This is a genomic window from Acetobacterium sp. UBA5834 (assembly GCF_002435675.1).
Lineage (GTDB): Bacteria > Bacillota > Clostridia > Eubacteriales > Eubacteriaceae > Acetobacterium > Acetobacterium wieringae.
The window spans coordinates 298-19837 of the sequence record NZ_DJGY01000040.1; the positions used below are offsets into that span (position 1 = coordinate 298).

Here is a 19540-nt window from a genome sequence, read left to right on the forward strand (position 1 = left end):
AATCCATCTTCTCCCACCATAAGTGAGATCCGATTTCAGGATGAAATTGGCTATGCATGTGAGCAGAGCGAATCGTGCATCATCGAACTTACGCATTTTAATTAAAAACTCATCCATATTGGATGAGAAGAGTTTTCGATTAAAATACGATTCTTAGCACAACTTAATTTAATGATCTGACCCATTAGCTCAGTTGGTATAAGCAGAGAACCAAAAATGCACGACCGTAGGGAGTGAACATTTTTGTGTGAATCGCTTAGTCAGGCAAACTTGAGTATTACACAGTCGTTTGAAGACAAACAATAACTAAATAATTTTATGACCCATTAGCTCAGTTGGTAGAGCATCTGACTTTTAATCAGGGTGTCGGGCGTTCAAGTCGCCCATGGGTCACCATTAAAAAAGCTAACCGCATGATTTGCGGTTTTTTACTTTTTTGTTAATAAAATTCAACAAAAACATCATTTGTATGAAATAATTACTTGCTGAAGAATGGATTTGTTGTTATAATATAAGCGTTGCGGAAGTGGCTCAGTGGTAGAGCACTGGCTTCCCAAGCCGGGGGTCGCGGGTTCGAATCCCGTCTTCCGCTCCAATAAGATGATCGTCAAAACGTAAGTGTAAAGTTGTGTATAACAATTTTGCACTTTTTTATTTTTCTCTAAAATAGTTCTAACTTGACTCATATAAATTTGGAAGTGAATTACAAATTCCTGTAAAAATTATCAGTAATAACTGATAGAATTGAGATTGCTATAAAAATTTTGTGGTAGTTTAATCGACAGTCATTTTTTAACGTCGGAAAATTACTCGTTATTGTTGCTATTTTCCGAAGTAGTATTTTATTCGCATTTAATTTTTGTTAGTTAAATCACAAACATACAATCATTATAAATTCAGGTCCAGAATATCGTTTTGTAAAGCATTGCAAAATCCCATCCGACAGGGATTCTTGGTGATTTTACTAAGACGATAAGTATGTATTTCTTAAATCATCCGAGAAAAGAATCATTTAACTAAAAAACATCAATGACAAATTAAAAGTTATAGAATATAATGGAATCCTAAAAGAAGGGAGAAATAAATTTATGGTTAATTTGACAATTGATGGACAAAAAGTTAGTGTCGAACCAGGAACTACAATACTGAAAGCAGCACGTTCCATCGGTATCGACATTCCGACATTATGTAATTTTAAAGACTTCACACCGGAAGGCAGCTGTCGTATGTGTCTTGTTGAAGTCGTTGGAGCGAGAAGACTTGAAACTTCCTGCTCAACTCCAGTAGCGGAAGGTATGGTGGTTAATACCAATACGCCGGAGGTAAGAGAAGCGCGCCGATTTGTATTAAAAATGCTCATGTCAGATCATACCTTTGACTGTATGACATGTTATAAATATGGTTGTTGTGAATTTGTTGAATTCAATGCGAATTGCATTGAATATGATGCGGTTAAGGCGTTTGGTACCGAACGGGTGATGACAAAACCCATCGATGATTCCAATCCGTTTTATACCTATGATCCCAATAAATGTGTACTCTGTAATCGATGTATCAAAGTTTGCGAACACCTTCAGTGCAACCATATTTTAGCCCAATGTGACCGTGGTTATGAAACCAATATCAATCCGGTTTTCGAAACACCCAGAGGGAAATCAGAATGTGTCAGCTGTGGTAACTGTATTGCAGTCTGTCCGACTGGTGCATTGGCACCGAAACAGTTTAAACCCTTTGCCTATGCCAAAACAGTTCAGACTGTTTGTCCATATTGCGGAGTAGGCTGTACCTTGAATTTAAAAATAATCGATAATAAGATTACTGACATTTATAGCACAGAAGGAAATGTTAATGACAATCTTTTATGTGTCAAAGGACGCTTTGCTTATGATTTTGTCAGCAGTCCTGATCGTTTAACAACGCCGTTAATCCGCAAAAACGGTGTTCTGGAAGAAGCAAGCTGGGAAGAAGCCTTAAACTTAGTAGCAGAGAAACTAAAAGAAGCTAAAGCAGAAGGTCCTCAGGCAGTTGCGGGGCTGTCTTCAGCCCGATGTACGAATGAGGATAATTATGTTTTCCAGAAATTTATTCGTACTGTTGGTGAAACCAACAACGTTGATCATTGTGCCCGACTTTGTCATGCTTCAACTGTTGCCGGTCTGGCTAAATCATTTGGTAGTGGGGCGATGACCAATAGTATTGATGAAGTGGATTTAATGGATGTTATGTTTGTTACCGGCTCCAATACCACTGAAACTCATCCGGTTATTGGTGCTAAAATAAAACAGCGACAACAAAAAGGGGCAGCTCTGATTGTAGCCGAACCACGAAAAATCGAACTGGCAAAATACGCCGATGTATATTTACAGATTAAACCGGGAACCAATGTCCCATTACTTAATGGAATGATGCGTGCCATTCTGGACGCTGGTCTGGAAGATAAAAACTTTATCAATGAACGAACCGAAGGCTATGCAGCGTTTAAAGAATTTATGGATACGCTGACTGTTGAAGGATGTGCTGAAATCTGTGGTGTTGATCCTGAAGATATGCGTAAAGCGGCGCTTCTCTATGCAACCAAAGACAAGGGTGGAATCTTTTATTCCATGGGTGTCACTCAGCATAAAACCGGTACCGATGGTGTTATGTCAACCGCCAATCTGGCGATGCTGACTGGAAAAATCGGCCGTGAAGGATGCGGTGTTAATCCATTGCGTGGTCAGAATAATGTTCAGGGAGCCTGTGATATGGGCGCGTTACCAGGCGATTTGCCAGGTTATCAGAAAACCGCCAACCCGGAAGTGGTGGAAAAATTCGAAAAAGCCTGGGATGTCAAACTGCCACAAAATGCTGGCAAAACACTGACTGAAATTATTAATGGGGTCGGCGACGGAACCGTAAAATTCTTATACGTCATGGGCGAGAATCCAGTTGTTTCTGATCCGGACACAAATCATGTTAAACATGCTCTTGAAAAAGCCAATTTTGTTGTAGTCCAGGACATCTTCTTAACTGAAACGACAGAGTATGCGGATGTTGTCCTGCCAGCCTTTGTATATGCTGAAAAGGATGGTACCTTCACCAATACGGAACGCCGTATTCAGTTACTCCGAAAAGCGGTAGAAGCTCCCGGAGAAGCTAAGAATGACTGGGAAATTATTTCTTTAATTGCTCAGAAGCTGGGAGCCAAAGGCTTCGACTTTAACAGTGCAGAAGAAATCATGGACGAGATTGCTTCTGTAACACCCAGCTACACCGGGGTTTCCCATGAAAGACTCAGAAATGGCGATCGGATTCAATGGCCGTGCCTGAGTAAGGATTCAGAGGGAGCAAAATTCCTCCATGCTGAAAAATTTACCCGTGGATTAGGAGCCTTTATGATTGCGGATTATATTCCGCCTGAAGATCAGGCTGATGAAAAATACCCACTGATTCTGATGACCGGTCGTATTTTGCAGCACTATCATACCCGAACCATGACCATGCGGACACCAGGAATCGAGGAAATCGCAGGTGACCCATTCGTCGAAATCAATCCTGAAACAGCTAAAGAATATGACATCAATGAGGGAGATTTCATTACCGTTACGTCGCCCAGAGGAAATGTTTCTGCAAAAACCCGTTTCAATAAGGGAATTATGGAAACGAATCTGTTCATGCCATTCCATTATGGAAACAGCGGTGCTAATCATCTAACCGGCGGAGAATTAGATCCAATAGCTAAAATTCCACCATTTAAAGTTGTCAAAGTCAATATTAGTAAGTAAATAGTCACAAACCAAAAAGGGTGCGCATAAGCACCCTTTTTCGATTAAAGGAGGATGGAGTTGGAGAAGTTTGGTACCGCAGTAATTTTGTCAGGGGGCCTTAGTCGACGAATGGGATATGACAAAAAAAAATTACGGATTGATGGCGAAAACATCATCAATCGCATTGTTAAACAGCTTTCCTTAGATTTTGAAGATATTATTATTGCCGGATCAAAACCAGAAGATCTGCCCGAAATTGCTGGGATTCGGGGTGTGTATCCAGATGCTGTGGAGGTGTCGGCATCCCTGGTAGGTATTTATACCGGTCTTTTGCATGCCCGATCTGAGTATCTTTATGTAACAGCTTGTGACATGCCGGTTTATAATCATGATTATGTGGTATATATGAAGCGATTGATTGAGAACAATCCTGATGTAGGTGGTTGCGTTACCCGTTTTGAAGAGTGGATCGAACCATTTAATGCGTTCTATCGTGCTGATCTTGCCCCTCGCATAGCTTCTTTTCTGGCAACAGGGCGCAAGAGCATTTATAAATGCTTTGAGCATGAAAACCTCTATTATATCGATGAGAAAAAAGGGCGAGAGTTCAGTCCCGATTGGGACATGTTCTGCAATTTAAATACCCCCGGTGAGTTAAAAAATCATATCAAAAAAAGGCGAGACTTGATTTAATCGGTATAGTACGGCATAATATGAATCTGAAGGTCATAATGGAAATTGATTCGGATCGGTGGCCTTTAAAAAGGAGTAGCATGAGTTTTAATGTATCACTGATTAGTTTTTTTGTCCTGATTATTGCTTATTTTATCCTGGTGGAGATATTCACTGTGCTTTTTCGTCTAACCGGTCTGCGTGAAGATAAGGCCCGTTTTCAAGCGGTCTCCTGTATGACAAACAGTGGCTTTACCACGAAAGAAAGCGAATTGATCCTTAATTCGGCAGCAAGACGTAATTTAGCTCGAGTGATGATGCTGTTTGGTTATTTGTTTGCGGTTTCCGGTGTTTCGCTTTTAGTCAATTTATTTATTCGTTCTTCAGGGGATCAGATCAATTGGATGACGATTCTTTATTCACTGATTTTTCTTATTGTAATTCTAGTGATAACCCGATCAAAGTGGATCATCCGAAAATTTGATGAACTGGTGGAGCGTCTGGCCAAAAACAAAACAAAGGGAGCATTTTGCAATAATGTTCGAATTCTGGAAATGTTTCACGACAAGCTCATCGCTGAGGTGTTTGTAACCTGTATCCCCCCGGAAATCAAAGATAAAACCTTATTGGAAATGAATTTTCGTCATACCTATAAATTAAATGTTTTATTAATCAAACGGGAGAATATAATCTTGAATCATGTTATTGCTTCCGATGAAATTAAACAGGGCGATCGCGTTTTGATCTATGGTTCAAAGCATAACATAATGGAATTATTTAAAGATAGTATATAAAATATAAAAAAAACTTCAAAGTGGGTTGACAAAGCCTACGTATTTTGTTATTATAATCAAGCACGTTACAGATGACAGCATTGCTTAGCGGATGTGGCGGAATTGGCAGACGCGCTAGACTTAGGATCTAGTATCGAATGATGTGGGGGTTCAAGTCCCTTCATCCGCACCAATTATAAGCGGAAGTGGCTCAGTGGTAGAGCATCGCCTTGCCAAGGCGAGGGTCGCGGGTTCAAATCCCGTCTTCCGCTCCAAAATTTAATAAATCTGAATTAATTTGGAGCTCTCCGAATTATTCTTTTTTAATCTACTTATGTGCGCCCTTAGCTCAATTGGATAGAGTGCCTGGCTTCGAACCAGTAGGTTGGGGGTTCGAGCCCCTCAGGGCGTACCATAAACGTGCTTAAACAGTCATTCGTGGCTGTTTTTTATTTACCCGAAAGTTGTAAATGGCATCGGGCCAAACATAATTAGAATAGGAAATTAATATGAAACCAGAAATCAGTATTAACAAAGCAATTTTACATGTTTTGGATACCAATGCAAGTATCCCGGTATTATCGGATATGCTCCTTAATATGACAGTGGTGGTCAAAGAATACGTCGAAAAACATGTGTCAAGATCGCTAAAGGATCCGGAAATTAAACGAACTGTGTTTCGTGTGGGCAGCCCTTTCAAAGAGCGGATCATTGATTATAAGAATAATCCCCACGAGCTGACCCGAGTCAGCTGTGAAATATCACAGTTGTTTTTTGATTATATGCTGGAAAATATAGAAATACCCTCTGCGGATCTGATTTTTGTGGATTTTAACATTGAACATGAAAACTATCTGGGAATTTTTAAATTTAATTATAAACAGGGATATATCCACTACGTAAATACTGACAGTGGTCTGACGAATGATATTCTGGTTCAACCCTGTGTATTACCGACGGAAAGCCAGAAACTGGATGAGTTTATTCTAATCAATCTGTCCAGCGAGGAACTGCTTGTTAAGGAAAAACAATATCTGATCAATAATGAGAAAGCCTATTATATTTCCAGTCAATTGATTTTCTGCGAGCCGGCAATTTCCGAAAAAGAGGCTTTTGACATTGTTGATAAAACAGTCAAGGAAGTGATTGTCAGAGAATATGGCGGTGATTATGAAAAGTTGAATGCAGTTAAAACGGTGCTGGCAGGCGATTATGAAACCGAAAACGAAATTGATGTCGATAATCTGGCCAAAGTCGTTTTTGATGGGGATTCGACCATTCAGGATCGTTTCAGATCGTCGTTGGAAGAAAAGGGGCTTTATGATAAAAGGATTCCGGTTACGTCAAATATCGAAAAGAAAATATTCAGTAAGCAAAAGTTCATTACCGATACCGGTATTGAAATCAGTATCCCTACGGATCAGCTAAAGCGAAATGACATTATCGAATTTAAAAATAATCCGGATGGTACCATTTCGGTGGAGATCAAAAATATCGGGCTTTTAAACCACAAGTAACGATCTGCTGTCACCAGGATGGTGTTTGCTACGATGAGCGGAAGATTTGGAAGGAAGAATTTTATGGATAGGCAAAAGACATATAAATTAATCGAAAAAAACACTTTTACCTCGTGTGTTCCATTGATCAGCGCCAATCGTAATGAACTGTTGGCTGATGTTGAAGTGGGGGTGGCAAATGGCTGTGATTTTCTGGAGTGGCGCCGGGATCATTTTATGCCGGGAGAGATTCTTACTGTTGCAGACGAACAGGATCTGCTGAGTGAAATGAAAATCAGAATGCCTGATCAGGGGCTGATTTATACCTTTCGCAGTCATTATGAAGGTGGTGCTGTCGAAACTTCCGATGAGATTCGGGCAGACGCAGTGATGGCTGCGATAAAAAGTAACCGGGTTGACTATGTGGATGTGGAACTTAACAACGCGGCTCCTTTTTTGACGAGGATCAAAGAGGCTCTCAAAACAAGCGAGACCCAGTGGATCGTGTCATACCATGATTTTGCGAAAACGCCGACTACAGCGGAGATATGGGATATTTTTACAGCCATGGAGGAAGCAGGTGGAGACCTGCTTAAGCTGGCGGTCATGCCCCAGTCAACGGACGATGTGCGCCGTCTGATGCAGGCAACGCTTACCTATAATGAAAAATTTCCCAAAGCGATGATTGCCATTGCCATGGGAGCAAAGGGATCGATAACGCGAATAGCTCCGGAACTGTGTGGTGGTTCGCTGACTTTTGTGGCTGGGGCCGGGAAAACCGCCCCTGGACAGCTTAGTTTGGAAGAAGTAGTGGATCTGAGGAAACGAATGGCTCTGATATAATTATCAGAGCCAGCGGTCATTCCAGAAGCTTATGCATCCAGGCGGTGTTGGTAAAACGAAAAACCAGCCACCGGGAAAAATAGGCACAGAGGATACCGATGATAATCCCGGCCAGAACATCGGTGGGGTAATGAACAAAAAGGTAAAGTCGTGAAAAACAAACAAGCAGAGCGAAAGTTACAAAAATCCAGCGCATTCGGTCTTTTCGGGTAATGAAATATGCCCAGACAAAGGCGAAAACGGACGAGCTGTGACCGGATGGAAAAGAAAAATCAGTCTGCACTGGTAACAGCATGTCGATCTCGTACAGGGTATAGGGGCGGGGTCTGGCCACCAGTGGTTTCAGTGTTAGATTTACAACCAAAAGATTGAATAAAAGCGAAACGGCAATGACGAGACCTGTTAAACGGGTTTCTTTTTTTATTAGCAGAAACAGTGTAAGAATAACCGTTAGAATACCATCGCCCCATAAATTAGTGATAAAAATAAAAAAAACGTTAAGCTGTTCAAAAACCAGATGCTGATGAATCCATATCAAGATAGAGAGATCCATTAGCGCGCTCCATTGGAAATTTCAAAATCTTTAATGCACCAATTGATGGGTGCGATTCCCTGGGCTTGCAACAGCTGGTTGGTTTTGGAAAAGGGCCGACTGCCAAAAAAACCACGGTGGGCTGACAAAGGGCTGGGATGGGCGGATTCAATAATGGGATGATGATGGTTGGTAATTAAAGATTTTTTGTTTTGGGCATCCCGGCCCCAAAGAATAAAAATAACCGGTTGAGTGCGGTTGTTTAATAATTTTATGATCTGACTGGTAAAAATCTCCCAGCCTGCATTTCGATGAGAACCTGCTTCACCACCCCGGACGGTGAGTACGGCATTGAGTAGCAGCACCCCCTGTGTGGCCCAGTCGGTCAAACAGCCATGGCGGGGTATCGGGCAACCCAAATCAGCTTCCAGCTCCTTATAGATATTTTGCAGCGAAGGGGGAATTGCTACGCCAGGTTTGACTGAAAAAGCCAGACCATGGGCTTGCCCGGGACCGTGGTAGGGGTCTTGGCCAATGATACAAACCTTTGTTTGCGACAATGGCGTCAGGTGAAAGGCATTGAAGATATCATGCATGGGGGGGTAAACAACCCGGTTCTGATATTCGTTAATCAAAAAATGTCGCAGGTTCAGATAGTAGTCAGATTGTAATTCGTGTTGAATGGGTTGTTCCCAATCGTTGTCAAAATGGATAGCCATCGTTTATTCTCCTAAATATAGTGGTGATGAGTGGATTTGGGTAAGTTAATGTCTTGATTATACACTATAAAATTGGATTATAACCATGATTTTTATTTGAATCAGGGAGGGACTATGTTATAATGAATAAAGTATACAATATTAAGAGTGCAATGTGAGGAAAGATGAATAAGGTTGTGTTAAAGGCCAAAGCTAAAGTGAATCTATCTTTGGATGTTGTTGGCATCCGGGAAGATGGTTATCATGAAATGAAGATGATTAATCATTTAATCGAATTGGATGATATATTGACCTTTGAATCCTGTGCGACGGGAATCAGTTTAACGTCCAACGAGGATACCATTCCTCTGGATGAGCGAAATCTGGTGATCAAAGCAGCCCATAAACTGCAGCGTCAGTTCGATGTCAAACAGGGAGCTAAAATTCATCTGGAAAAGCGAATTCCAACTCAGGCTGGCCTGGCTGGAGGCAGCAGTGATGCAGCGGCTGCCTTAAATGGTCTGAATCGTCTTTGGCAACTGGGGCTAACGCAATCGGAGCTTTTATCAATCGGCGTTACCATTGGGGCAGATGTACCTTACTGTCTGGTTGGTGGTACGGCTCTGGTAGAAGGGATCGGCGAAAGAATCACTCCGCTAAAAGACCTGAGGAAAATGACGGTTCTGGTGGTAAAACCGGATATTGATATCGCTACCCCCTGGGCTTTCAAAAAACTGGATGAATCAATAATAAAAGATCATCCGGATATTCCGGCGATCATCAAGCTGTTGCGTGATGATGCGTATGATAGGTTAAATATGAATTTGGGAAACGTTTTTGAAGCGGTAGCTTTTGCGAAATATCCTGAAATAGAGACGGTTAAAAATCAAATGATGGAACGGGGGGCTTTGGCCGCCATCATGACCGGTAGCGGGTCGACGGTCATTGGGTATTATCAAAACCAGGAATTGGCGGAAAAATCCTGGCGATTTTTCAAAGAAAACTATACAATGTGTTTTTTAAGTAAAACTGAAGAAGGAGAAAACGATGTGGGACGATAAAAAGGGCTTGAGTCTTGATATAAGTTCCTGTAAGCCATTGCGGGAAATTGTTTTTGAAACCATCCGCTGCGCTATTATTACCGGTGAACTCCAACCGGGACAGCGTTTAATGGAGGTTCAGTTGGCTGAACAAATGGGCGTCAGCAGGACTCCGGTGCGAGAATCCATCCGGAAGCTTGAACTGGAGGGGCTGGTAAAAATGGTACCAAGAAAAGGTGTCTATGTGACACCAATGTCAGTGAACGATCTCAAAGAAATGATGGAAATCCGCCGGGCACTGGAAGGGTTGGCAGCTGAGCTGGCGGCCATGAATGCCACCAAAGAGGAAATCGGCAGGCTCTATGAAGCCAATGAATTGTTTGGAGAGTCGGCGTTGCATAATGATGAAGAGGGAATCATTAAACATGATATGCATATTCATGAAACGATTTATACTGCATCAAAAAATGTCAAATTACAGGCAATGATTAATAGTCTACGAGAGCAGATGCAGCGGTTTCGGGCTGAATACGTCCATCGCATTGAAGATAAAACGCCGTTGGTCAATCAGCATATGGAAATAATCAGACAGATCGAAAAGGGTGAGTGCCGAAAAGCCAATCTGGCCGCCTGCGATCACATCTATACGACTGGCGACAGCATGCTCAGTTTGCTAAAAAAGAACGAGTAGACAAAAAAACGCCTCACCGGTATAAAACAGCTTTTGTTTTATAACTGGAGAGGCGTTTTGTGTTGCCACCGTTTTTTTATTGATCTACTCCAGACTACCAAAGTCATTGTTTTCCAGAAAGTTTTTATTGGTGAACAGCGCAATGACAAGGATAATGCTCCCACAAACTACAAAGATGTCGGCGAAATTAAAGATCGCAAATTTGATAACTCGAAAATCAAGAAAATCCACGACAAAATTCAGACGCAGGCGATCCAGTAAATTCCCGGCAGCACCGCCGATGATGAAGGCAAGAGCGGTTTTAATAACTCGATTCTCCCGGATATCTGGTATCTTGATTAAAAAATAGATGAGAACCCCAATAAAAACCAGGGTCATAAGAATTAAGAAAATCTGTTTATTAGTCATCAGACTGAATGCAGCACCGGTATTTTCGACATAGGTTAAATGAAAAACATCAGGAATAAGTGGCAAGGTATCAATCGGCTTTATATGGGCAACGACCAGGTATTTTGAATACTGATCAAGAAATATAGCAAAAAGTATAATAGCAATATAGATCATGATTTCTCCTATAAAAAGAATTAACTATCAAAATATTATGATAGATTTCTCCAAAAGACAAGGAAAACTTTCAAATACACGTGTATTAAAGCGGCTTTGTTTAATCATAATTTAAGAAACTATCTGAAACTGCTTTAATTTTTGTTGGTTAAATGTTAAGATATAACTCGAATTAAAAACAGTAATGGAGGAGCGTTTGAAATTTAAACTAGATACTGAACTTGTTAAAAAATACAGCTACCTGTTAGTGGGGATTCTTATCCTGATTTTGACATATAAATTGTTGGATAACTTTGGTGTTGTCACCGAAACATTAAACGGTATGTTGACTCAAACCCTGGAAGTGCTGATGCCAATTCTGTTGGGTGTGGTTTTAGCTTATTTTTTATTTAGACCCATGCGAGGCATCGAAAAGTTCATTTTCAGGATGATTCCCGGCAGTCAAAGTAAGGAACGTGTGATTCGCTTGCTTTCAATTCTGATTATCTATGTGATCACTATTATCTTAATTGTATTATTTTTTTACGCTACGATTCCATCGGTCATAGAGAGCCTTACCGGTCTGATTGCACAAACCCCCGAGTACCTGACAATCATTGATAATTTTCTGGGTGAAAGTCTGGCTAAAGGTGGAGCCGCACAGGATATTTTAACTGAGCTGAAGGTAGCAATAGATAGTCTGCAAAATATGACGGCAATGGATGTACTCAATCAGCTAACCACTTACTTTGGGGCTAATCCGGATTCCATTAAAAATATTGGCAATTTTGCCTTTGTCTTTTTAAAAGGAACCATTGGCTTTGTCATCAGCTTCTTTATTGTTTTTTTTGTCGGACTCTATTTAATGCTGGATAAGGAAAAAATCAGTGATCAGGTTGATCGCTTTGCTAAAGCGGTGTTAAACAAGACTTTATACAATGGAAGTCACTGGGCGATCCTGACCATCGATGAAATTTTTTATAAATATTTTACCGGAAAAATTCTGACATCAATGTTGATTGGGTTTTTGTTTTATCTGGGACTTTTGGTGATAGGCGTGGATTATGCGCCCTTATTTGGTGTGATTGTTGCCGTTACCAATGTGATTCCTTATTTTGGCCCAATTATTGGGGCGGTACCGGCCATCGTCATTACCTTTATCGATGATCCGACCAAAGCCCTTTGGGTGGGAATATGGATTCTTATTGTCCAGCAATTTGATGGGAATGTTTTAGCACCAAATGTATTGGGAAAAATTGTTGAACTCAATCCCTTCTGGGTATTATTCTCGGTTATTGTCGGGGGCAGTCTTTTTGGCCTGTTGGGGATGTTTGTGGCGATTCCGATGTTTGCAGTGATCAAAGTGTTTTTTGAAGAAGGACTGACTCGGTGGGAACGAAAAAAAGAGGCGCTTGAAAAACTACAGGGATAAACAGTAACAAAACTATTTAGAATAATTGCGGGGGAAACCCCTTGAATAAGGAAAGGACAGAGATAAATGGAAAGTGTATTTGACGTACTACAGGAGCGGGGATTTATTGAACAATGTACTCACGAAGAAGAGATAAAAAAATTACTGGCAGAAGAATCCGTTTCTTTTTATATCGGGTTTGATCCAACGGCTGACAGTCTTCATATTGGACATTTCATTCAGATTATGGTGATGGCTCATATGCAACGTCATGGACATCGACCGATTGCGTTGATTGGAGGAGGAACCACGATGATTGGGGATCCTTCTGGCCGGTCAGATATGCGTCAGGTGATGACGTTGGAACGGATTGTTGAGAATGGTGAAAAATTTAAAAAAGTCTTTGAAAAATTTCTGACCTTCGAAGATGACAAGGCGGTGATGCTCAATAATGCCCAGTGGTTACTTCCGCTTAATTACATTGACTTTTTACGGGAAATTGGAACCCATTTCTCTGTAAACCGGATGCTGACGGCAGATTGTTATAAATCGCGGCTCGAAAAAGGACTGACCTTTCTGGAATTCAATTACATGCTGCTCCAGGCCTATGATTTTTATGTGCTGCATAAAGAGCAGGGCTGTAAGATGCAGTTTGGTGGCAATGACCAGTGGTCAAATATTATTGCTGGCGTTGAGCTGGTTCGTCGCAAAGATGCAAAACAGGTCTATGGCATGACTTTCTCACTACTGACCACCAGTGAGGGTATTAAAATGGGCAAAACAGCCAAAGGGGCATTGTGGTTGGATCCGGAAAAAACATCGCCCTACGAATTTTACCAGTACTGGCGAAACATTGCCGATGCCGATGTGGAAAAATGTCTGGCGCTTTTGACCTTTATTCCGATGGACGAGGTGCGGCGTTTGGGAGCTCTTAAGGACTCAAAAATCAATCAGGCCAAGGAAATCCTGGCTTATACAGTCACCGAGATTATTCACGGCACAGAAGCCGCCCAGGAAGCTCAAAATGCGGCCCGCAAGCTTTTTGCCGGAGATCAGGGAGATGCTGAAATTCCAAGTGTGGATTTATCTCAATCAGAGCTGGGCGACGGCATGGATATTCTGTCAATACTTGAAGTGGCAAAGTTGATCCCGACCCGCAGTGAAGGTCGTCGTTTGATTGACCAGGGCGGAGTGCTGCTAAATGGTGAAAAAGTATCCGATTTTAAACTGCTGGTAACACTGGCAGATTTTAAAGACAAGAAAATTGTTCTCAAAAAGGGCAAAAAAGCGTTCAAGCAAATAAATCTAGTATAGAAGGTGACCAGATGATCAGTTCAAAACCTGTGAGAGGTACCCGGGATATTTTACCCGAGGAAATGAAAATTCGGGATCGGTTGGAACAACAGATATTGTCAGTCTACCGTTCTCATGGCTTCAGCCGGATTGAAACCCCGGTGATGGAAAATCTCGAACTGCTGTTGGGCAGTGATGGTGGCGAGAACTTAAAAATGCTGTTTACCATATTAAAGCGTGGCGAAAAGCTGGATTTGAATCCGGAAGCCAGTGTAACGGATCTTTGTGATATGGGTCTTCGCTTCGATCTGACCTTGCCCCTGAGCCGATTTTATTCGAACAATCAGGAAGTGCTGGAAACACCGTTTAAGGCAATACAGATTGGCAATGTCTTTCGGGCGGAACGACCGCAAAAAGGCCGATTTCGGGCCTTTAAACAATGCGATATCGATATTATTGGCGATCCCACCGTTTCGGCTGAGATTGAGCTGATGGATACCACGGCCAAAGCGCTGCTGGCGATGGGGTTTGCCGGGTTTACGATAAAAGTGAATCATCGTCAGCTCTTGAGTGAAGTCATTATTAAAGCTGGATTTGCTGCGGATCAGGTCGGAACCGTTTGTATTGCTCTGGATAAACTGGATAAAATCGGAGTTGCCGGGGTAACCAGTGAATTGTTGGAGAAGGGACATGCACAGGAAAAAGTTGACCAGTTGATGACCTGTGTGAACGGCATTGATCTGGACAATTTGGAACAGTGGGTGGAAGATGCTGCGGCTGTTAGCCAATTAACCGAGGTGATTAACACCGTTAAAATCCTTGCGAAAGAACAGTTTGATGTTGTTTTTGACTTTTCGCTGATCCGGGGAATGGGTTATTACACCGGTCTGATTTTTGAAGTCAGCTACGGCCCCTATGGTTATTCCATTGCTGGTGGTGGCCGTTATGACAATATGATTGGCAAATACAATAAAGTTTCAGTACCGGCAGTGGGTTTCTCGATTGGCTTTGAGCGAATCATTACGATTCTTATGGAAGAGCAGAAAGATGCCCAACAAGTTGATTCGGCAATCATTCTGTTCTACGATCCGCAGAGCAGCAATATGGCAGAGGTTATCGGTGAAGGTGATCGCTGGCGGATAAAAGGGTATCGGGTCAATCTGGTGGCCATGAAGAAGAAATTCGGTAAACAGATTACCGCCTGGGATAATGGACAATACGAAGGCTTTGTGGTTTTTGGTCGTGATGAAGCGATAAAAAATTTTTAGAAGAACTGATTTTTACTGCCCCAGACACCAGTTGCGATGCGTGTAACGGTGTTTGGGGTTTTATTTTTATAAAGACACAATTTTTTAAGAATATATCGATTTCTTGTGTTATAATGCTCTATTGAGAGTTAACAATGAGACCCAAAATAACAATAAAGGAAAAATGAATGCCGAAAAAGATAAATTTAATTGCCACTGTCGCTTTTGGAATCGAAAGTGTGGTAAAAGACGAAATAAAAAAACTGGGCTACGAGGTAACCGAAGTTGAGAACGGAAAAATCCGTTACTCCGGGCCGCTAGAAGCCATTCCCCGATCCAATCTCTGGCTTCGCTGCGCTGATCGGGTGCTACTGGAGATTGGCCGTTTTAAGGCTGAAACCTTTGATGAATTGTTTGAAAAAACGAAAGCGCTACCTTGGGAAAACTGGATCCCGGTTGACGGCGAATTTCCGGCGGCTAAAATTACCAGTGTTAAATCAACGCTGTTTAGTAAATCGGACGGACAGCGAATTGTCAAAAAAGCCGTGGTGGAACGCTTAAGATCGAAGTATCAGGTCGATTGGTTTGATGAGAATGGCGGAAAGTATCCGATTCATATTCAAATTCTTAAAGATGAAGTCACCCTTTCCATCGATACCAGTGGCTCTGGTCTTAATAAGCGGGGGTACCGCCAATATGGCAATGAGGCGCCGCTAAAAGAAACCATTTCTGCGGCGCTGGTTTATCTATCCCGGTGGCGACCAGATCGAGTTTTTCTCGATCCTCTTTGTGGATCCGGAACGATTGTCATTGAAGCGGCGCTGATCGGTAAAAATATTGCCCCGGGGCTGAAACGGGATTTTGTCTCTGAAACCTGGGACGCCATTCCGCCGGAATTGTGGGAACAGGCTCGTCAGGAAGCCCGGGATGCCATCAATGACAAAGAATTTTTGTTGCTGGGATCCGATTGTGATGCCAATGCGCTAAAACAAGCCCGGACGAATGCAGAATTGGCTGGCGTTTCAGATTTGGTCGCTTTTCAAAAACTGCCGGTTCAGTCGGTATCCACCAAGAAAAAATATGGGGTCATTATCACCAACCCGCCCTATGGTGAGCGAATCGGCGAAGAAAAAGAAATTCAACGCCTCTATCGGGATATGGGTAAGGTCTTTCACAGTCTGGATAGTTGGTCTTATTTTATTATTACCGGTTATGAAAAGTTTGAGAAATATTTTGGCGAAGTGGCAACCAAGAATCGCAAGCTTTATAATGGCGACATTAAGACCTACTATTATCAGTACTATGGACCACTGCCGCCACGAAAACGAAACCCTGTCGATGAAGCCCAAAATATGAATGCAGAAACTGAAATAAACACACAAGCCAATAAATAAACGAAATAATGCAAGAATCGGTTTATCGAGAAATAAATCGAATTAAAATAAAAGAATAGGTGAAAAGATGAAACGAGTATCAAATAGTCGCTCAAACAGCAGCAAGACCAGTGACAAGCCCCGAGGGAAAAGAAATGACCAGGCGGCAAATGGGGATAAAAGGCCCCGCAAGTTTGAAGAACGTGGGGAAAAGGACGATAAAAAACCACGGAAATTTGACAGTCGAGATTCCCGGGAGGAGCGTGGCCCCCGTCGCTTTGACGATCGGCGACCACAACGCAAGTTTGATGGATATAATCGGGAAGATGAAGGCGTTACCGCAGAAACGTTTGTAATTGTCGGAAAAAACCCGGTGATGGAAGCACTTCGTTCCGGTCAGGAAATCGACAAGTTATTGATTTTAAAAGACAATACCGATCATGTTCTTAAAAAGATTACCGATGCAGCGAAAAAACAGAATATCATTATTCATTCGGTCGAAAAAGCCAGACTGGAGTATCTGGCTGATGGTCAGGTACATCAGGGGATTGTGGCGTTGATGGCGCCATTTCCCTATAGTAATCTTCAGGATATCTTAAATCATGCCAAAAGCAAGGGTCGAGCCCCCTTTATCGTTATTCTCGATCATCTGACGGATCCCCATAACTTGGGGGCGATAATACGGAGTGCCAATATTTGTGGGGCTGACGGCGTCATCATTCCCAATCGCCGCTCGGCTTCGCTAACAGCGGTTTCGGTAAAGGCTTCATCTGGAGCAGTATCCCATACCCCGATTGTTAAGGTGACCAATCTCAGCCAGACGATTGAAGAGCTCAAGAAAAAAGGGTTCTGGATCATGTCGACGGATATGAAAGGGAATCCCTATTATAAAGCCGATTACAAGGGGTCATTGGCCATTGTTATTGGTAACGAGGGGAGTGGAATCAGCGAGAAGATCAAAAAGCAATGCGATTTTTCAGTATCGATTCCCGTACATGGCGAGATTGAATCCTTTAATGCATCAGCAGCAGCAGCGATCATTTTTGCAGAGGCTGCCAAACAGCGATTTCAATGAAAACCATATTAATTGTGGATGGTTATAATGTCATTCATGGTTCAGATGATTTAAAACGTCTTTCAGAAATTCAGTTGGAAGAAGCCAGGCTAAAGTTGATCGATGATTTAAATGGCTACAGCGGATTTAAAGGATGGGAAACCATCCTTGTTTTCGATGCCTATCAGCAACAATCATTGGAAAAACGGGAAGAAGTCCATGGCCGGATCAAAGTAGTGTTTACCGAAAAGAATAAAACCGCCGACAGCTATATTGAAAAGCTTGTCTATAGCCTCCCGAAAGCTTATAACGTTCGGGTGGTAACGTCAGATTTTACCCTTCAGCAAATGGTCATGGCCAACGGCGCCGAGCGGGTTCCAGTGCGGGAGTTGATCCAGGATATGGAAGCGTCGTTGAAGAATTTTCGGGATGATAAGAGAAAAAGCGTCCCGAAACAGGGTCTTAAGCTCAGTGATTTTTTGGATGAAGAAACCCTGGATCAATTTAACAAAATGCGTGTTAAAGAATAATGTGAGGAAAAGATGGTTAAGCTAAGCAATGATAAACTAGCGGAATCGGAAATCGTCAGGCGTGCCCAGCAGGGGGACAAAGAGGCAGAGGAGTATCTTCTGGAAAAATATCGAAAAAATGTCCTGATCCGAGCCCGTTCTTATTATCTGGTTGGCGGGGATCATGAGGATTTGATTCAGGAAGGGATGATTGGGTTACTAAAGGCTATATGGGACTTTCGCCCTGATCGGGAGACACAATTTGCAACTTTTGCCAATCTTTGTATCGAACGCCAAATTCAAACAGCGATCAGCTCGGCGAATCGTCAGAAACATATGCCACTTAACAATTCGGTATCAATTTATGCGGCTGTTTCGGAAGAAGACCCTGGAAATACGATTTTTGACCGATTGGCAGCTAAAAAAAGTGTGGAGCCGGGAGTAAAATTAATTAAAGAAGAAGAATTGGAACAGCTGATGATTGATGTTAAACGGGAATTGTCCAGCTTTGAGAAAAAAGTTCTGGCACTTTATATCCAGGGGGCCTCCTATTATGAGATTTCCAGAATATTAGCGTGTGGAAATAAATCGGTGGACAATGCCTTGCAGCGCATTCGAAAAAAAATCGGTAAAAAGATTTAAAAAACAGTTGACAAAAATGGCAAAACAAACTATTATAGAGAAGCTGAATTAATAAGCACGTGGGAGAATGCCCGAGTGGCTAAAGGGGGCGGACTGTAAATCCGTTGACGACGTCTACGATGGTTCGAATCCATCTTCTCCCACCACTTTATTATAAGCCCTCATAGCTCAGTAGGTAGAGCACCACCATGGTAAGGTGGGGGTCTCCGGTTCAAATCCGGATGAGGGCTCCATTTTTATATCATAAATTAAATTTGACATAGTGGTTAAACGATAATATTTAGATTTATAAGGAGAATACAAATGGCAAAGTCAAAATTTGAAAGAAATAAGCCCCACGTAAATGTTGGAACAATTGGTCACGTTGACCACGGTAAAACGACATTAACAGCGGCCATCACATCTGTATTAAACAAACGATTTGGAACCGGTGAAGCCGTAGCATTCGAAAACATCGATAAAGCCCCAGAAGAAAGAGAACGTGGAATCACTATTTCCACCGCTCACGTTGAATATGAAACAGCGAACCGTCATTACGCCCACGTTGACTGCCCGGGCCATGCCGATTATGTTAAGAACATGATCACTGGTGCTGCCCAAATGGATGGTGCCATCCTGGTTGTTAGTGCGGCTGATGGTCCAATGCCACAGACCCGTGAACATATCCTGTTAAGCCGTCAGGTAGGCGTGCCTTATATCGTTGTTTTCTTAAACAAAGTTGATATGGTCGATGACGAAGAATTACTGGAATTAGTTGAAATGGAAGTTCGCGAACTGCTTGACGAATACGAATTCCCAGGTGACGATACCCCAATCATTCCCGGATCGGCATTACGTGCCTTAGAAGATCCAGACGGCGAATGGGGCGACAAAATTGTTGAACTGATGACTGCTGTTGACAACTGGATTCCAGATCCAGAACGTGATACCGACAAACCATTCCTGATGCCAGTGGAAGATGTTTTCTCAATCACTGG

Annotated in this window: 18 protein-coding genes and 7 tRNA genes; 22 read left to right on the forward strand and 3 right to left on the reverse strand. The window is 42.2% G+C overall.

What is annotated here, in order from left to right:
* Positions 1-320 precede the first annotated feature (320 nt).
* The 10 genes from B3F51_RS08235 to aroD all read left to right on the forward strand — a co-directional run bounded on the left by B3F51_RS08235 (position 321) and on the right by aroD (position 7530).
* A tRNA-Lys gene (locus B3F51_RS08235) sits at positions 321-396 on the forward strand.
* A 124-nt stretch (positions 397-520) separates the two neighbouring features.
* Positions 521-595: transfer RNA gene (locus tag B3F51_RS08240), tRNA-Gly, on the forward strand.
* A 493-nt stretch (positions 596-1088) separates the two neighbouring features.
* Entirely contained in the window at positions 1089-3764 is a 2676-nt protein-coding gene (gene fdhF, locus B3F51_RS08245) for a formate dehydrogenase subunit alpha (protein WP_070369912.1), read from the forward strand.
* A gap of 60 nt (positions 3765-3824) precedes the next feature.
* A complete protein-coding gene (gene mobA / locus B3F51_RS08250) occupies positions 3825-4439 on the forward strand; it encodes a molybdenum cofactor guanylyltransferase (protein WP_286946516.1) in 615 nt (204 codons plus the stop codon).
* 80 nt (positions 4440-4519) lie between these two features.
* Positions 4520-5212, forward strand: a complete 693-nt coding sequence (locus tag B3F51_RS08255; RefSeq protein ID WP_286946517.1) for a TrkA C-terminal domain-containing protein — start codon at positions 4520-4522, stop codon at positions 5210-5212.
* An 87-nt stretch (positions 5213-5299) separates the two neighbouring features.
* Positions 5300-5384 (forward strand) — tRNA-Leu (locus tag B3F51_RS08260).
* A 7-nt stretch (positions 5385-5391) separates the two neighbouring features.
* Positions 5392-5466, forward strand: a tRNA-Gly gene (locus tag B3F51_RS08265).
* Between the two features lie 63 nt (positions 5467-5529).
* Positions 5530-5606: transfer RNA gene (locus B3F51_RS08270), tRNA-Arg, on the forward strand.
* A gap of 94 nt (positions 5607-5700) precedes the next feature.
* The gene (locus tag B3F51_RS08275; protein ID WP_286946519.1) at positions 5701-6708 is read left to right on the forward strand and encodes a nucleoid-associated protein; all 1008 of its coding nucleotides are present in this window, start codon (positions 5701-5703) and stop codon (positions 6706-6708) included.
* 63 nt (positions 6709-6771) lie between these two features.
* On the forward strand, positions 6772-7530 hold the full coding sequence (aroD, locus tag B3F51_RS08280; protein ID WP_228881327.1) for a type I 3-dehydroquinate dehydratase: 759 nt from the start codon (positions 6772-6774) through the stop codon (positions 7528-7530).
* Between the two features lie 16 nt (positions 7531-7546).
* Here aroD and B3F51_RS08285 read toward each other — a convergent pair whose 3' ends face one another.
* The gene (locus tag B3F51_RS08285; protein ID WP_286946521.1) at positions 7547-8083 is read right to left on the reverse strand and encodes a phosphatase PAP2 family protein; all 537 of its coding nucleotides are present in this window, start codon (positions 8081-8083) and stop codon (positions 7547-7549) included.
* The gene (locus B3F51_RS08290) at positions 8083-8781 is read right to left on the reverse strand and encodes a uracil-DNA glycosylase (RefSeq protein ID WP_286946523.1); all 699 of its coding nucleotides are present in this window, start codon (positions 8779-8781) and stop codon (positions 8083-8085) included. The genes B3F51_RS08285 and B3F51_RS08290 overlap by 1 nt, the downstream gene beginning before the upstream one ends.
* Positions 8782-8945: 164 nt before the next feature.
* On the opposite strand from B3F51_RS08290, the gene ispE reads away from it, so the two are divergent.
* Positions 8946-9821 (forward strand): 4-(cytidine 5'-diphospho)-2-C-methyl-D-erythritol kinase, encoded by an 876-nt coding sequence (gene ispE, locus B3F51_RS08295; RefSeq protein ID WP_286946525.1) that lies wholly within the window; start codon positions 8946-8948, stop codon positions 9819-9821.
* Entirely contained in the window at positions 9808-10491 is a 684-nt protein-coding gene (locus B3F51_RS08300; protein WP_286946527.1) for a GntR family transcriptional regulator, read from the forward strand. The genes ispE and B3F51_RS08300 overlap by 14 nt, the downstream gene beginning before the upstream one ends.
* Positions 10492-10575: 84 nt before the next feature.
* On the opposite strand, the gene lspA is transcribed toward B3F51_RS08300, so the two are convergent.
* Positions 10576-11055, reverse strand: coding sequence for a signal peptidase II (gene lspA, locus B3F51_RS08305; protein WP_070369921.1), 480 nt, complete (start codon positions 11053-11055; stop codon positions 10576-10578).
* A 196-nt stretch (positions 11056-11251) separates the two neighbouring features.
* On the opposite strand from lspA, the gene B3F51_RS08310 reads away from it, so the two are divergent.
* From B3F51_RS08310 to B3F51_RS08355, 10 genes are all read left to right on the forward strand, one after another.
* Positions 11252-12466 carry an AI-2E family transporter gene (locus tag B3F51_RS08310; protein ID WP_286946528.1) on the forward strand — a complete coding sequence of 405 codons (1215 nt, stop codon included), beginning with the start codon at positions 11252-11254 and terminating at the stop codon, positions 12464-12466.
* A gap of 66 nt (positions 12467-12532) precedes the next feature.
* The gene (gene tyrS / locus B3F51_RS08315; RefSeq protein WP_286946529.1) at positions 12533-13759 is read left to right on the forward strand and encodes a tyrosine--tRNA ligase; all 1227 of its coding nucleotides are present in this window, start codon (positions 12533-12535) and stop codon (positions 13757-13759) included.
* Between the two features lie 11 nt (positions 13760-13770).
* On the forward strand, positions 13771-15006 hold the full coding sequence (gene hisS / locus B3F51_RS08320) for a histidine--tRNA ligase (protein ID WP_286946531.1): 1236 nt from the start codon (positions 13771-13773) through the stop codon (positions 15004-15006).
* Between the two features lie 167 nt (positions 15007-15173).
* Positions 15174-16379, forward strand: coding sequence for a THUMP domain-containing class I SAM-dependent RNA methyltransferase (locus tag B3F51_RS08325; RefSeq protein WP_286946532.1), 1206 nt, complete (start codon positions 15174-15176; stop codon positions 16377-16379).
* 67 nt (positions 16380-16446) lie between these two features.
* A complete protein-coding gene (rlmB, locus tag B3F51_RS08330) occupies positions 16447-17433 on the forward strand; it encodes a 23S rRNA (guanosine(2251)-2'-O)-methyltransferase RlmB (RefSeq protein ID WP_286946534.1) in 987 nt (328 codons plus the stop codon).
* Positions 17430-17942 carry an NYN domain-containing protein gene (locus tag B3F51_RS08335; RefSeq protein WP_070369927.1) on the forward strand — a complete coding sequence of 171 codons (513 nt, stop codon included), beginning with the start codon at positions 17430-17432 and terminating at the stop codon, positions 17940-17942. Before rlmB ends, B3F51_RS08335 begins: the two co-directional genes overlap by 4 nt.
* 12 nt (positions 17943-17954) lie before the next feature.
* On the forward strand, positions 17955-18563 hold the full coding sequence (sigH, locus tag B3F51_RS08340; RefSeq protein WP_070369928.1) for an RNA polymerase sporulation sigma factor SigH: 609 nt from the start codon (positions 17955-17957) through the stop codon (positions 18561-18563).
* Positions 18564-18624: 61 nt separating this feature from the next.
* A tRNA-Tyr gene (locus B3F51_RS08345) sits at positions 18625-18709 on the forward strand.
* An 11-nt stretch (positions 18710-18720) separates the two neighbouring features.
* Positions 18721-18796: transfer RNA gene (locus B3F51_RS08350), tRNA-Thr, on the forward strand.
* Positions 18797-18866: 70 nt separating this feature from the next.
* The coding region (locus B3F51_RS08355) for a GTP-binding protein (protein WP_286946536.1) at positions 18867-19540 on the forward strand (674 nt) is incomplete at its 3' end.